Annotated in this window: 11 protein-coding genes; 1 reads left to right on the top strand and 10 read right to left on the bottom strand. The window is 42.6% G+C overall.

Annotated elements, in window-relative coordinates:
* Positions 1 to 55: 55 nt before the first annotated feature.
* Positions 56 to 2,470: a penicillin acylase family protein gene (locus J699_RS11580; protein WP_050441676.1), complete on the top strand. Its 2,415-nt coding sequence runs from the start codon at positions 56 to 58 to the stop codon at positions 2,468 to 2,470.
* Between the two features lie 62 nt (positions 2,471 to 2,532).
* Here the strand turns inward: J699_RS11580 and J699_RS11585 are convergent, their stop codons facing one another.
* The 10 genes from J699_RS11585 to J699_RS11630 all read right to left on the bottom strand — a co-directional run bounded on the left by J699_RS11585 (position 2,533) and on the right by J699_RS11630 (position 15,213).
* A complete protein-coding gene (locus J699_RS11585) occupies positions 2,533 to 4,020 on the bottom strand; it encodes an NAD-dependent phenylacetaldehyde dehydrogenase (protein WP_032867707.1) in 1,488 nt (495 codons plus the stop codon).
* A gap of 43 nt (positions 4,021 to 4,063) precedes the next feature.
* Positions 4,064 to 5,671, bottom strand: a complete 1,608-nt coding sequence (locus tag J699_RS11590; protein ID WP_032867710.1) for a GMC family oxidoreductase — start codon at positions 5,669 to 5,671, stop codon at positions 4,064 to 4,066.
* Positions 5,672 to 5,737: 66 nt separating this feature from the next.
* Positions 5,738 to 6,991: a hypothetical protein gene (locus tag J699_RS11595; RefSeq protein WP_104021892.1), complete on the bottom strand. Its 1,254-nt coding sequence runs from the start codon at positions 6,989 to 6,991 to the stop codon at positions 5,738 to 5,740.
* Positions 6,992 to 7,098: 107 nt separating this feature from the next.
* Positions 7,099 to 9,414, bottom strand: coding sequence for a primary-amine oxidase (tynA, locus tag J699_RS11600; RefSeq protein ID WP_165569293.1), 2,316 nt, complete (start codon positions 9,412 to 9,414; stop codon positions 7,099 to 7,101).
* Between the two features lie 203 nt (positions 9,415 to 9,617).
* Entirely contained in the window at positions 9,618 to 10,532 is a 915-nt protein-coding gene (gene feaR, locus J699_RS11605) for a transcriptional regulator FeaR (RefSeq protein WP_005229183.1), read from the bottom strand.
* 143 nt (positions 10,533 to 10,675) lie between these two features.
* The gene (locus J699_RS11610) at positions 10,676 to 11,635 is read right to left on the bottom strand and encodes a p-hydroxyphenylacetate 3-hydroxylase reductase component (protein ID WP_171070846.1); all 960 of its coding nucleotides are present in this window, start codon (positions 11,633 to 11,635) and stop codon (positions 10,676 to 10,678) included.
* 66 nt (positions 11,636 to 11,701) lie between these two features.
* Complete coding sequence (locus J699_RS11615; protein ID WP_032867718.1) at positions 11,702 to 12,655, bottom strand: PDR/VanB family oxidoreductase; 954 nt, start codon at positions 12,653 to 12,655, stop codon at positions 11,702 to 11,704.
* A 34-nt stretch (positions 12,656 to 12,689) separates the two neighbouring features.
* On the bottom strand, positions 12,690 to 13,427 hold the full coding sequence (locus J699_RS11620) for an SDR family NAD(P)-dependent oxidoreductase (protein ID WP_032867720.1): 738 nt from the start codon (positions 13,425 to 13,427) through the stop codon (positions 12,690 to 12,692).
* 9 nt (positions 13,428 to 13,436) lie between these two features.
* On the bottom strand, positions 13,437 to 13,922 hold the full coding sequence (locus J699_RS11625) for an aromatic-ring-hydroxylating dioxygenase subunit beta (RefSeq protein WP_032867722.1): 486 nt from the start codon (positions 13,920 to 13,922) through the stop codon (positions 13,437 to 13,439).
* Positions 13,923 to 13,932: 10 nt separating this feature from the next.
* The gene (locus J699_RS11630) at positions 13,933 to 15,213 is read right to left on the bottom strand and encodes an aromatic ring-hydroxylating oxygenase subunit alpha (protein WP_032867724.1); all 1,281 of its coding nucleotides are present in this window, start codon (positions 15,211 to 15,213) and stop codon (positions 13,933 to 13,935) included.
* Positions 15,214 to 15,233 lie beyond the last annotated feature (20 nt).

Raw genomic sequence — 15,233 nt, 5'->3', positions numbered from 1 at the left:
AAAATTGATCACACATTCCCCCTTTTATAAACCGACTGTGCTGAAAAATGGAATCATGGCACTAGGTTGCACCTTTCTCATCGGCTGTCATTCATCTTCGAATTCAGAAGTGACACCGCCCAAAAATTTAATCACCATCAAACGAGATAGCTTTGGTACACCTCATATTTATGCCAAAGATAGCTTTGGCCTGTTTTACGGCTATGGCTATGCAGTTGCAACCGATCGTTTATTCCAGATGGAGATGTCGAAGCGCACAGGTTTAGGCACGGTCGCTGAAGTATTGGGTCCTGACTATCTGCAATATGATATCGCCACGCATAGTCGCTTTAATCCAGAGAATATCAGACAACAAATTGCACAACTCTCCCCTGAAGACCGTGCAATTTTTGAGGGCTATGCAGCAGGTTTTAATCAACGGATCAAAGAAGTACTAGCCGATCCAGCACTCATGCCCAAAGAATTTGTTGATTATGGCTTTAAACCCTCCCTCTGGGCATCAGAAGATATCGCCATGGTTTGGGTTGGCCTCATCCTCAACCGCTTTTTTTCAGCAAGTTCTGAAGTTTCAAATCTGGATTTACTCACCCAACTGCAAAAAGAAAAAGGACAAGCTGAGGGTCTTAAAGTCTATCAACAATTACGTTGGCTAGATGATCCTCAAGCGCCAACCATTATTCAGTCCGAACAAGCCCCACAGTTTTCAGCACGACAGCAAGCCCTATCGAAAAAGGTGTTACCGATCTCCAGTCATGCGGCCGAAACATATTTAGCCCAAGCCCGTATTGCCATGGGTAAAAGCGTGATTGATGGTGTTCCAACGGCCAGCAATGCCTGGGTGGTGAAGGCAGATAAAACCATTGAAGGCCAGACTGTTTTATATAATGGCCCACAACAAGGTTGGTATACCCCTGCCATCACCTATGCAATTGGACTACACGGCGCTGGCTATGACTTAACCGGAATTACCCCGGTGGGTTTACCAGCAATCTTATTTGGCACCAATGGCAAAATTGCATGGGGCTCGACCGTCGGTTCACTGGATACTAATGATGTTTACCAACTCACTTTAAATCCAAGCAATTCAAAAGAATATTTATACAAAGGCGCTTATATTCCATTTGAGCACAAACAAGTAAAAATAAAAGTGAAAAATCAGGCCGACCATATTTTAGATGTTTATCAAAGTAAACAAGGCTTTGTCAGTACATGGGATGACAAGAATCATACCGCCTATGCACAAAAACGAAGTTGGGAAGGTGTAGAAATTGAAAGCTTATTAGGCTGGGCCAATGCAGCCAAAGCCAGCAACTGGAATGAGTTTCTTGCCCAAGCCAAACGTGTCGCAGCTTCAATCACCTGGTTTTATGCCGATACCCAAAATAATATCGGAGTCGCTGCGTTGGGTCGTTTACCGATTCGGTCTGAAAACCAGCATATTCAGCTTCCAGCGCTTGGCGATGGTTCAATGGAATGGCAGGGTTTCTACGATTTCTCATATAATCCTAAACAATATAATCCCAAAAAAGGTTATATCAGTAGCTGGAATAATAAAGCATATGCCGGTTTACGTTCTGACTCTTCGAATTTCTCTTATGTTGATCGTGTCAATGAACTGATTGAACCTTTGGAAAGCAAACCCAAGTTAAGCCAGCAAGAGATTTGGGACATCAATAAAACAGGTGCCTGGTCGGATCTGAATGCACGCTATTTTATTCCCTCTATGATCAGGGCTGCACAAAGCGAAAAAGCCTCGGCTCAAGCGAAAAAAGTCGCACCACTGTTGGCAGAATGGGATCTAAAATTACGTCCTGATCGTGAAGCAAAATATTATCAGGGTGCAGCACCAGCGATTATGCGTGCATGGCTGAATCAGATGATTGTACTGGTGTTAAAACCGAACTTGTCTGAAAGTATTTATCAGCGTTATACCGATACGCTTTATCCGGTCAATCATGATCCGCGTAGTGCCCAGCCAGCCAGTGCTTCAAAATTAATCTGGAATGCATTGCAGGGAAAACAGTCAAGCGTTCCTCAGAATGTTGATTTCTTAAAAGGACAAACAGCAGATGATGTGGTGTTAAAAGCTTTAGAAAACGCACTGACTGAACTTTCAAAACAGTATCATTCGACTGACCCGAATGACTGGAAAATTCCAGTGGCAACCATGGGCTTTTCCAGCAAAAATTCGGTCGGTATTCCATGGGCGGATGCTTCACATGAACAACAACTCAGTACCTATGGAAATACGGGAAGTGCGACCTTTAGAGTGGTGTTAAATCCAAATCAGGTCAGCATGTGTTCAATTTTGGCCCCGGGTCAAAGTGGCTTTATTCATCCAAATGGAAAACCGGATGCTCACTTTGCAGATCAACTGCCTTTATTTGAAAATTATAAATGTAAAGAGGATGCAGTGAGCCAAAAGCAAATCGATCAAGCAGCCCAGCAAACTATCACGTTAAATTATTAGTTTTTAGTTCAACTGATCTTAAAAAACGAGGTTTGTTATTTAATGACAAACCTCGTTTTCAGTTAATAGCGAATCATCACTGATTTTAGTTCGGTATAATCTTCAATAAATGCATCTGAAAATTCTCGACCAATTCCTGAAGCTTTTACCCCGCCAAATGGAACAGATGGATCTAAGAACGTATGCATATTGACCCATAGAGTCCCTGCTTCAATTTTAGGAATTAAACGTAAAGCTTTAGATAAGTCATTTGTCCAGATACTTGCGGTTAAACCAAAGCGCGACTGATTCATCAGTTGAACGAGTTCTTCATCAGTTTCGAATGGCATTACCCCGACCACTGGACCAAAAGTTTCCTCTGAAAATAAAGGATCATCCGTATTTTTAAAGGAAATTAAAGTGGGCTGTACAAAATACCCTGTCTGATCTAAAGCCTCACCTCCAGCAATAATCTGGTTGTTGGCTTTTGCCAGATCTAAATAATGTTTTACTTTATGAAAATGTGGCTGGTTAGCAAGTGGGCCAAACATACTCCCCTCATCCATCGCCGATCCAATTTTAAACTGAGAAAGTGCTTTAGATAGTTTCTCGACCAGTTCATCGTATTTTGTATGGTGAACAAAGAAACGCTCTGGAGATGCACAAACCTGACCTTGATGTACAAAAGTTGCTTGGATCAAAGTCGGTAAAATCTCATCAATATTTGCATCAGCCAAGATGGCTATGGCATTTTTACCCCCCAATTCCAGACTGACACGGGTTAAATCACTGCTCATCGCAAGTTTACCAATGGCAATACCTGTTGGGACTGAACCTGTAAATGAGACTTTCTTAACCAAGGGTGACTCAATTAAATATTGTCCCGTCTCCCCCTTACCTGTCACCACATTAATTACACCTGCAGGTATACCTGCTTCGATGGCAAGTTCAGCTAAACGTAATAAAGATAAGCTGGCAAACTCACTTGGTTTAAGCACAATGGTACAACCCGTGGTTAACGCTGAACCGATTTTCCAAACGCCAATCATCAGTGAAAAATTCCAGGGCACAATCCCTGCAACTACACCAATCGGTTGTCTTAAAGTAAAGGCCGTATATTGTTCACCTTGCATAGAAGGAATAGACGGTTGCATGGTTTGACCATTAATTTTGGTTGCCCAACCAGCAAAATATCTTAAGAAAATAACGGATTGTGCGACTTCCAAATGACGGGAAATATTAATGAGTTTTCCTGTAGACAATGTCTCGAGCTGAGCAAGTTCTTCACCATGTTGCTCAATTAAATCTGCGAGCTTATTCAGTTTAACGCCACGCTGATACGGCGTTGTTTCAGCCCAAGCATGTTGAAAAGCATGTTCAGCACTTTTCACAGCGCTTTCGACATCGTATTGGCTACCAATACTAACTTGAGCAACCACTTGTTCAGTTGATGGATTCACAATATCCACTTTCTCTAAAAGCTCGGCAGCAACTGATTTTCCATCAATAAAATGTCCATGTTGACGTGCCATAAATTGCTGTACGCTTGCTAAAACCTGAACTTCACTCATGTTCTTTTCCTCTTTTCATTTCTAACTATTGATATGACAGCAACTAGGCGACCTGATTCAAAATAAAGTCTGCACCGCGTTCACCAATCATGATGGCAATTGCGTTGGTATTGCCGCTTGGAACTTGTGGGCAAATCGAACAGTTCACCACACGTAAGTTATGAAAACCATGTACTTTTAGGGTCTGATCGGTGACCGAATCTTGCGGAGTATTGCCCATTTTGCAGCTACCCGCGGGGTGATAAACCGTTTTAATGTTCTGGCGCATCCATCGATCAATCGCTTCAATATCATCAGGATCGATATTTGCAGGCTCAATCACTTCTTTGACAATTGCTTTCAATGCTGGTTGTTGTAATAAGCGAAGTCCGGCCTGTACCGCACGGATATTGGCATCAATATCTTCTTGATGACCTAAATAATTAGGATCAATAACAGGTAAATCTTTTGGATCTTTACTGCTTAAACGTAAAGTCCCACGAGCTTTTGGCTGTACATGTCCGACTTTAATGGTCAGGCCATGTGCCTGAGCCGCTGCTTTTTCACCAGGGGTATTATCGAAATTATCCAGCACAGGTAAAAAGTGAAATTGGACATCAGGTCGACCATTGTTATTGGTGTCAATAAAACCACCACCTTCTAGAATGTTGGTGGTTAATAATCCTGAACGCGTAAAACACCATTGTAAAAAATGTCGTACTGCAGCTAAACCTTGGTCTTCACCGAGCAGACTATTATTGGTTGTTACTGTCGCATTAACCGACATATGCAAATGATCGTGAAAATTTTCACCTACAGGTAAGTCACGAATACATTCAATGCCGAGTTCATCTAAATGCTGTTTTGGACCAATTCCCGAAAGTAATAAAACCTTAGGACTGCCAATTGCACCAGCACTCAGAATGACTTCTTTTTGAGCCTTTACCGTAATTGATGATTTTCCGCCAACACTATAAGTCACTCCAGTCACCTGATCATCTTGAGTTTCAATTTTATGGACCAAGGCATCCGTAATAACCGTAAGTTCTGGGTGGTTTTCGACTGACTTTAAATAAGTTTTTGAGGTACTGGCCCGAGAACCGTTTTGAGTAGTCGTTTGATAGAACCCTACACCCGCCTGATCCCAACCATTGATATCATTGACGTAATTCATGCCCATTTGTTGACCTGCTTTAATACAAGCAAGCGTTAAAGGATGGCGATAGCGGTTTTCACTGACAGGTAAAATGCCATCTTGTCCGTGATATTCATCAGCAAGACTTTCATTTTTTTCTGCTTTCTTAAAAAAAGGCAGCACATCCTGATAAGACCATTGATTACATCCCCATTCTGAGGCCCATAAATCATAATCCTGACGTTGGCCTCGGCAATAGATCATGCCATTAACCGAGCTTCCACCTCCCAACACTTTTCCTTGTGCAAGGATCATTTCACGATGATTACAATATTTCTGCGGAACAGTCATGTATTGCCATGATTTTTGCTGGAATACCTTAACCACTGTCGCAGGGATGGTATGGAATAGACTGCTATCTCGGCTTCCTGCTTCTAATACAAGAACACGCCCTGCCTTGGCTTCTAATAGTCGTGCTGCAACCACACACCCTGCCGAGCCAGCACCAATGACGATATAGTCATATTGTTGATTCATCTGATTTCATCCTCATTTTATTTCTATCAATGCACCGCCAATAAACATGCTCTGCTTTGCCCTGATTTAATAGATGTATTGCAGAATCAACTGCGCATACACATTGATTTTGTCATCGTAGTTTTGAGTACCACCGCTATGGATATCCTGTTTCGGTTTATAGAGACCGATTAAAGGAATAACGTTGAATTTTTGATTGACCGACCAGACCGAAAACACATCCAGCTCATGCCCATCGACATGGCCTAAAGACCTATTGACTGTTTTGAACTTATAGGCCAAAGCACCCAGCATAAAATTTTCTTTTAGATTCATACTGTAAGAAACTTGGTGAATATCTGCATTTTTATTGAATGGACCAGCATAGTTTCCAGCAACTTCGCCCTGAAACCAGGTACCGAACCCAACTGTATTGCCATAAAACATCGGATCATATTGGTCGGAAAAATGGCTAAAACGATAACCTAGTGACGGCGTATATTTTAAGGATAAAAAGTTATAGTTCAGTGCCAAATAGCCAGCATTTTCATGACCCTCTTTTTTATCTTGCACCACAAACTCAGTTTTAACTTGTAGTTCCGGCAAAGGTTGATAATTCAAGCGTAAAGCATAATTCTTAAGATCTTCGCGCCCTGAAACTTGCTCAGCATCTTCAAGATCCAATACATTTAAATAGGTAAACCCAACGCCCTTATCTTTAAGCTGATACATCAGATCGGTCACAAACAGTTCAGGTGAAAATTGTGCTTTATTGTCTGACTTTAAATAAGCCAGCTTTAGGGTTGTATTTTCTTGCGGTTTATATTGAAGCAAACTTGTAAAATCAAAGCTTCGACGGGCTGCCAGATAATATGCTCCGCCCCGATCCAGTGCCCCATCCGCAGGTGCTTTACCGAGGTTTAACGCATCACCCGCAATGAAGAACCCGTCACCAATCATGATATTTTGTCGACCAATACTTAAATCATAAGTCGTCAACTCATCTTTATTGGTACCATCTTTAAAACCAATGATCCATTCATTCAGATCTGTTTTACGTTCTTTGCCATTACTGTTTTGGCCGGCATCACCATCACCAAATGTTGCCGAGCTGATCCCGCTCAAGCTTGCATAGAGCTGATTGTTGTTAAAGGTGTATTGTCCTTTCGCACCATATTTAAGATGACCTTCTTGCCAATTGATTCGTTCATCATCAAGGTTTTCACCGTTATAGCTTTTAGCGCTACTAAAAGCCCCGAAAGTTGCTTCAAAAGTCGGTTTAACTTCTAGCTCACCTGCATGTGCAGTTGAAAAAAATGAGACAAAGAGAGTCCCTCTCATAACTTGAGAAAGTAGCGTTTTCATACAAAATTCCTTTTTTGTCAGCGGACTGCTGGACGCTCAGCTCGGGGTAACCTCAGGTTACCCTTTCTGGCTCATCTGCACTTTTAGTGATGGTCGTGCTGCGTATTTTGCTCTTCTTCACCCAAATTCAACGTCGGGGTACTATCAAAGAAATTCCACGGTTTGATCAAAGTATAAACCCACTCTGTTGGCATGATCGGCCATTCTTCAGCACGTGCCACATGGGTGGTTCCTGTAGTCATCCATACTACAAGGTCTTTATTTTCAATATTGTCATTGTTGCTAATGAATTGACCTAAGCCTGTGTCATGAGTAGAACGGTTAGAATATTTACCTTCTGGATAACGTTCCTCAGGCTTATATTGCGTTACCCAAATCTGTTTATCCATAAAGTTAAGGCGTTTAAACAACCATTCATCTGGGGCAAAATTGGCACCCTTCGCCACTGGGTGAGTGCCACCCGCAAACGGAATCAATTGATAAGAAACAGGATTGCCTAATTTATTTTCCTTATTGAAATTGGTGAGTAAGCGAATGGTAGATGGATCAAATTTTTCAGCCGCGTTTTGCTCATTGCTAATCACTTTACTGTCAATTTGCATCGTACTTGTACGCACACCGCCTCGATCATTGGCCTTCACCACAGGGTCCATATGCATAAAGCTGTTGTTCTCACCATCTACATCCATATCTAAACGGAAGTTATAGATGTGTTGATGGGTAGTACCGACAATATTATGGTCAATCAGAGTCCCATATTTGGTATCTTCCTTAGCGGTACTGTCATGCATGGTACGAGCTTTAACCCCTTTCACCGCTTCAATACCCGTTGCACCCGCATTAATTCCAATTACACCATTTTGGGCAAAGACCCAGTCAAACATATAATCGTAATTACCCACCGTACTAATCCAGCGCACGACAAGTTCACGGCGGGCTTCACTGGCATCCTGATCACCAAAAATCTCTTGGTGTTTATATTCTGGCCCTGCATAGCGCTCAAAAATGGCGATGGCATTTGGAATCACTTGTGGCTGGCCTTTATAGTCAGCAATGACCGCATCCAGTAACACCGCATTTTCCGGTGCATCAGTCCCCAGTTGAATGGCTGATGTGAGTGTTCCCATGCCATACTCACCTGAGTCCAGATAAGACTTAAAGTACCAGCCCATATCTGGATCACCATAAGGAACCACCATCCCGCCCAGATTACCTTCATACATGACCTTGCGTTTTACACCTTTATCCTTATAGGTCACGGTTGAAAGTTGCAGGCCGACACGTGAGTCGAGCGCGACATGGAAACACCAGTTGCCCCAATGTACGGTTTGTCCGGTAATGGTAAAGTTCTTGCCTTCGGGTTCACTGATGTTCAATGGCTTAATCTTTGGCGGTCTGGTATTTTTAGTCGCATAAGGACGATCTACCATTGGCACAGGAATCATTGCCCCTTCTTCGATTTTAATAATTTTTTCTTTATCCAGATCCACCACAGCGACCAGATTTTCAATCGGATGCGCCCAATAGTTACCATCTCCTGTATCCAGATAAGACACTACTTTTAAAACATTCAGTTGCTTGTCCAAGCCATCTTTACCGCCAAAATAGCCAACAGTTAATGGATTGGTAATCACTTTCTTGACATCGGTGATGCCACGTTTACGCAAAGCGTCCTGATATTCTTGGCTGGCCTCAATCACACGCTGAACCGTCTCGAAGTTATCCAGTAACACCATACCGTGCGTATCTTTAAGGACATTCCATTTCGTGACTTGCTGTGTATTCAGGTTCACTTCACCTTCAATCGCCTGATTGCCTTTCAATAAAATGAATGATGCCACCCGATCATCTTTATATTCTTTATGATTGATAAAGAAATCCCAGACTTTGGCTTTTTCAGGTTCTTTCAGTTTTAACTCGGCAAAACGCATATTTTTATAGGCGTACTTTGAGCGATTAATCACATCAAAAGTCTTTTTGATTTCATCTGTATTGAGGCTATTCAGTGGATGAAAGGTATTTTCGATTTTAAAAGTTTGATCTAAACCCGACTGGAACACTTCATTGAAAAAGTCTTTCCCAATAACAGGTTTGCCATCTTTAATGAGTAACGGGACACTCAGTTTTAATGGTTTTCCATTCACCAAGACCTGATCTGAATTAGGTTTGGCTCTGACCTGCATGGAACCTTTGCTGATGGTATAGCTATTGGTAAAATCATCTTTAACGACTTTGGCCCCCTGCTCACTCATATTTTGATAAAGTGAGACCATTTCGGCCTTACCACCATGCGCAAACGCTTGAGTATTGAGTCCCCAAAAACTTGCAGCAATGGATAGGTTAAGTGCCAGTATTTTTTGTATATCTTTAAATAACTGTTGTTTAAGCATCATCTTCATCCTTTTCTGTCTGTCCCTGAACGATCTTTTATGGACCGTTAAAATGCACTTTCCAATGTGTGAAACAGGTAAGATCAACCTACGATTTTGGTTTTCTTTGATCGTTCTAACCTTCTCTTATTGATTTAATTTCAACACAGTTGCATCGGTCTAGCTTGTTCAGGAATGACCTCGAACTTGTCTAAAAATGACATCAAAAATGCTTAAGCCAACATCGTTTCCCTAAATTCTTTCGGAGAGATGCCATAGGTTTTTTTAAAGATTTTGGAGAAATGTGCGCCATCCCAAAAGCCCCATTTCAAGGCAAGTTGGGTGATTGAACTTTGTTTATTCCTTTTATCTAGCAGATCTGTTTTGACTCTTTCCAAACGTTTGAGCTGTATATATTTATTAATCGATAGGTTTTCCTGCACAAATAATCGATAAAGATGCCGTAGCGACACACCAATATGTGCGGCAATGAGCTTGGGAGAAAGATCAGGTTTGGCTAAGTTTTCTATAATATAGCGCTCGGCTTTTTCTAAAAGATTATCGGCATGACTCATATTTTTATAATTAATGGTCGGCTTGATTAGGGCAATCAACGCATCTTCAAAGGCATTGCCATCTTCACTCGCATACCAGAGCTTAATATTTTCAGGCGACATATTTTTCAGAATATTCTTGAGTAAAAACCCGCTCATATTTTGGGTAATCAGCTTGCCAAAATATTCCGAACTAATATGCTCATTTAGTAACTTTTCCCGCGACAGATGCACCGAAATTTGACTGACCAACCCCTGTGGAAACATGGAAATGGTTTCAACAGGATCAAGTAAAACGATATCACCCTCATTCAAAGTTAAGGTTTCATTTTTATACTCAAGCAGCATTTTGCCCGAATTCTGCAAAATCAAAAAACAGAAGCGATTATTGACCCGATCAACTTCATCCGCCTTTCGGACAATTTTATTGGCGTTATTTTTAATGAAGGCAATCTCGGTATCGCCCAATAAAAAACACTGCACCTCACCAATGAATAAATTACGGGTACCATCAAAATCTGTTTCAAAATTGCCGCATACATTTTTAATATGATGCGTCCAGCTTAACAGTGCATCACTTACATATTGGTTCATCCGCTCACGTCCTTGTTGCTACGGTATTCACACGTTAAATTTTTCTGTCAAATATACGTCCTTGCACATTCTTTTTATTGATTGCTTAGAGAGTTGATATCAGAAAGCTGATAAATCAGTTCAACTTATCAGCCTCATCCTGCTTATGCTACACCAGCAAAATCCCTGAGCATGGTAATAAAAACATCTTTTTGCTCATCAGAATATTTTTCAAACACCTCATTTTGATGGCTATCTGCAATATCAAACAGATAGTGGGCAGTTTTCTTGCCTTTTTCGGTCAGTTTAAAAAATCCCTCGCTTTCAATCAGCAAACCGTCCTTTTGTAATATCGATGCAGCCTGCTCCACTTCTCGCATCGGCATGGCAATATCACGTGGCAAATCTGCCTTATTCGAAGCAGTTCCACTACCGAGCACCAACAGTAAACGTGCTTCACTGGTACGGAATCCTGTCACCAACTGCTTGGGAATATAATCGGTCTGGTAAAACTTGAACGCACGACTCATCAGATAGCAGACATTGCTATATAAATGGCCCTGATGCATTTCACCGATATCTTCAGCTTCCACTGAGTCTTTTAACTGGAGTAACGGATGAGGAATTACACCAGAGTAAGCGCCTTGATGATAAACCAGCGGACTACGACCTTCATCACGGAAACGTACCACTTTGCCGATAATAATCCAGTGATCACCGCCTTCAATAATCTGATGGCGTTCACATTCAAACACCGCAGAACAGTGATCCAGAATCGGGGCCTGACCTGCCCCAGTCTGATAACTGGTACCTTCATATTTATCAATGTTACGGCGTGAAAATTTATTGGATAACTCGATCTGCGAGCCCGATAGAATATTCACGGCAAAATGTGAAGCCTGTTCAAATACCGGGAAGCTGGACGAGTTCTTATCAATACTCCACAAGATCAGCGCCGGATCTAAAGACACTGAGTTAAAACTATTGGCAGTTACGCCTACCTTTTCACCCTGATCATTTTGCGCAGTCATGATGGTGACACCTGTGGCAAAATTCCCCAAAGCACGTCTGAATCGCATTGGATCTATTGTGATTTCATCCATTGATTTTAGTGAATTCATTATTCTCTCCTGAATCTTTTATCCTGTTTCGGGCCGATATTTGCTACCAATTTATCCTGATTAAATCGCTTAAATATCCAGTACCAATCGTGCTGACTTAGAACGTGAACAGCACACCAATATCTGCTCATTACTGGCTTTTTCTTCATCGGTAAAATACACGTCACGATGATCAGGTTCACCTTCGATCACATCGCACATACAGGTACCGCAAACGCCCTGTTCACATGACATTTCAATCTCGATACCTTCACGCGCCAAAGCCTGCAAAATGGTTTCTTCTGCATTGACCAGAATGATCTTGCCACTTTGCTGTGCCACGACTTCAAATGCATCACCACCTGTTTCTACTTCAACCTGAAAATATTCCTTATGGATTTGCTGTTCAGGGAAATTCTGTGTCAGGGCTAAATTGATCACCCAATCCATAAATCCATTCGGGCCACAGGTATAGATATGACTGTCTTTATCAATGTCTTGAATAGCGGATTGGAAAAACTCACGGTGGCTGGCCCCTTCCGATTTAAAATGAAAGGTCGTGAAAGGCGCCAAGATGCCATGTTTAATTTCATCGACAAAAGCACAGCGTTCTGGGCTTGCACCACAGTAATGCAATTCAAAAGACATGCCTTCCTGTGCCAACTGATAGGCCATGGTAATCAGTGGAGTAATTCCGATACCGCCACCGATCAGTACCGCATGTCTGGATTTGACTAAAGGAAACAGGTTCTTCGGTTCACTGACCTGAATCTGCATGCCATCCTTTAAATCATCAAAGGCCGACACTGAACCGCCGCGTGATTCCGGATCGCGTAGAATTCCAAGCCGGAACTTACCGACATCATTCGGGTTCTGGCACAATGAGTACTGACGCACCATGCCATTCGGAAGGTGCACATCAATATGCGCCCCCGCTTCAATTTTGGGTAATAGGCTCGAATTTGCAGATTCAAATTCCATCACTGCAACATTCCCACCTTCGACATGACGGTTTTTTACCACCACGTTATACAGTTTCGTCATGATTTCTCTCCCTGATATGCATCTCGCCCAAGGCTTAACGCATAAATAATCCACCGTTAATATCCCAAGTCGCCCCAGTGACAAAGGCTGCACTTGGACTGGCCAATAAAGCACAGGTCTCGGCAATAAACGCCATGCTGCCGAGTGCTTTGACCGGGATATTCTGGATGAACTGTTCCATTTTCTCGTCAGAGACCACGCTATGCACAATCGGTGATTCCATTGGCCCAGGCGCAATCGCATTCACCGTCACGCCTTTGGCTGCAAACTCTTTGGCAAAGATTTTGGTCAGGGTGATAATGGCACCTTTGGTGGCTGCATAATGCGCACCAGTTGCGGTACCACCATTTTGACCGGCCAGAGACGCCATATTGACGATACGGCCATAACCTTGCGCTGCCATATATTTGCCAATGATCTGGCATGACTGGAACGTGCCACGCTGATTCACTTGCGTGATCATGTCAAAATCCGCCGCGCTAATGTCTAAAACAGGCGTTGCCTTGGTCATGGTGGCATTGTTGATTAACACATCCAGTTTTGAGAATGTCTGCTGAATCCACTGCACGGCGGCATGAAAATCGGCTTCAACCGAAATATCCAGTTTCAGCGGGAACAGATTCTCTGCATGCGGACTACGTGCTTTGGCTTGCTCTGCTTTCTCTAAAGTACTGGCAGACAGGATCACCTGATGCCCTTGCGCTGCAAAGTATTCGGCAATGACATTCCCTAAACCAGAAGCGGCACCTGTGACTAAAACAACCTGTTTCATTTTTTGCTCCTAGAGAATGTAGCTGATACCCGCTAAGCTATCGGTCGAGTTCACTAAATTGATAATTTTGCGGTTGATCTTAAAGCCTTGTTCTGCATCACGAACCAGATGGAAAGTCACATCAGCGGTATAATGTTTCAGATTTTCTTTGCGGAACTCACGCAGGTTTTGTGCGCAACGTAAGATAATTTCACCATCTTCATGTTTAAGAATACGAACACGTGACACACTACGTACCGTATTGGCTTTTGGCGAAGCTGAAATCGCCTCACCATTTTCCAGACGGGCAACGCGTAATTTACGCATGTGATGATCGTCATAGGCATAGTTCAGATTATTTTCATAATCGGTCAGTTTCGGATCAATCGGGATGATGTACACGCCTTTTTCATTCCACAGGTCCAGCCAACTATCATGTTCAGAATGGTCCAGCATATCGGCTTCGGCCCAGACAAATGCAGTCACTTCATTGAGTAAATTTAAATCGGTTTTCATGGCACTCTCCTTAAACCGTCATCAACTTTTTCCACTGCTGATAAGCAGCACGCATCCCTGTTTCAGCACTGACATCGCTTTTTAAGCCATCTTCAGTTTTGATTTCACCGGGCAGACCGCGATTCAGCATGATCCATAAATCATTCCCCGCATTGGCACCATGTTGTACACGCTCCCATGCTTCTGAATCATCGGGTGTACCGAAGCCAAACGGCCCCTGGAAATGTTCATGTAGACGTAAACGATACTGGTTGGCAATTTGTGGGCCGCCATCCATGGTAATCACAGAGTGATGAATTTCAGTTTCATTAACCGAAATCGGTTGCATCACCCGGAAAAACGCCATCGAACAGGCAATATTCGGGAAGATGTTCAAGTTAAATCCGGAACCACCCACCGCACGCACAATACGACGTACTTCCAGTTCTTCATGTCCTTCATCACGTAAGGCTTGAGCCAGGTCTTCAAAACGTTCCTGAATCGGACGTTCCATCAATTCTTCATCCAGATCAACCAGTTCAGGAATCATCACCATCACACTGTGACCATTGCCGAGGTCTTCGACATAGCCGGGCTGATTTTCAAAGTTAAACAATTCTTCGGTTTTTTCATCGACTGAACTGAGGAATGACTTGTGCACCAATGGGAAATGATAAGCATCGGTCGTATTTTCCAACTGAATTTTCCAGTTGCCCGGGAAACGGAAACGATGCTCACCCAAGACCTTGATCGGATAACCTGCACCTTGTTTCATAAACAGGTCGATCCATTTTTTCGCAGCGCCGAGGAAATCTTCCAAAGGTTCAATATCCTGTTTAAAGGTGGCGAAAATCATGCCGTTGTATTCTTCAACACGCAGGCTGATTAATGGAAATTCAGATTTATCCAGACATTCGCCATAACTTTCAGGAGAAGGCACGCCACGAAGTGAACCATCCAGTGCATAGCTCCAGCCATGGTATGGACAAACAAAACTGTTGGTTTTGCCTTTTTTATGCTCACACACGGTTGCGGCACGATGGCGGCAACGGTTTAGTAAGACATGCACTTTTTTCTTACGATCACGTACCACCACCACAGGTTGCTTGCCAATGTTGATGGTCTTATAACTGCCTGCATCAGGAATCTCGCTGGCATGCGCCACCCAGACCCAGGTGCTGTAATAAATCTTTTCCATCTCATCTTCAAAGATTTTTTCATCTTTATACAATGAGGTATGCGCACGATCACTTTGCACCAAGCTACTATAATCCATCTCAATATTCTGCATTGGAATAATATTGCTGTTCATATCCACGATCCTTTTCGGTC

Origin of the sequence: Acinetobacter sp. 1000160, assembly GCF_000588715.1 — a bacterium.
Classification (GTDB): Bacteria; Pseudomonadota; Gammaproteobacteria; order Pseudomonadales; family Moraxellaceae; genus Acinetobacter; species Acinetobacter courvalinii.
Note: the sequence above shows the minus strand (reverse complement) of the source record. Positions and strands in the feature narration are given on the sequence as shown.

Bases quoted from the DNA above. Each gene is read 5' to 3' on its own strand.
- J699_RS11625 (WP_032867722.1), bottom strand. From the start codon at position 13,922: ATGAAAACCGATTTAAATTTACTCAATGAAGTGACTGCATTTGTCTGG.
- J699_RS11580 (WP_050441676.1), top strand. From the start codon at position 56: ATGGCACTAGGTTGCACCTTTCTCATCGGCTGTCATTCATCTTCGAAT.
- J699_RS11630 (WP_032867724.1), bottom strand. From the start codon at position 15,213: ATGAACAGCAATATTATTCCAATGCAGAATATTGAGATGGATTATAGT.
- J699_RS11585 (WP_032867707.1), bottom strand. From the start codon at position 4,020: ATGAGTGAAGTTCAGGTTTTAGCAAGCGTACAGCAATTTATGGCACGT.
- feaR (WP_005229183.1), bottom strand. From the start codon at position 10,532: ATGAACCAATATGTAAGTGATGCACTGTTAAGCTGGACGCATCATATT.
- J699_RS11590 (WP_032867710.1), bottom strand. From the start codon at position 5,671: ATGAATCAACAATATGACTATATCGTCATTGGTGCTGGCTCGGCAGGG.
- J699_RS11595 (WP_104021892.1), bottom strand. From the start codon at position 6,991: ATGAGAGGGACTCTCTTTGTCTCATTTTTTTCAACTGCACATGCAGGT.
- J699_RS11620 (WP_032867720.1), bottom strand. From the start codon at position 13,427: ATGAAACAGGTTGTTTTAGTCACAGGTGCCGCTTCTGGTTTAGGGAAT.
- tynA (WP_165569293.1), bottom strand. From the start codon at position 9,414: ATGAAGATGATGCTTAAACAACAGTTATTTAAAGATATACAAAAAATA.
- J699_RS11615 (WP_032867718.1), bottom strand. From the start codon at position 12,655: ATGACGAAACTGTATAACGTGGTGGTAAAAAACCGTCATGTCGAAGGT.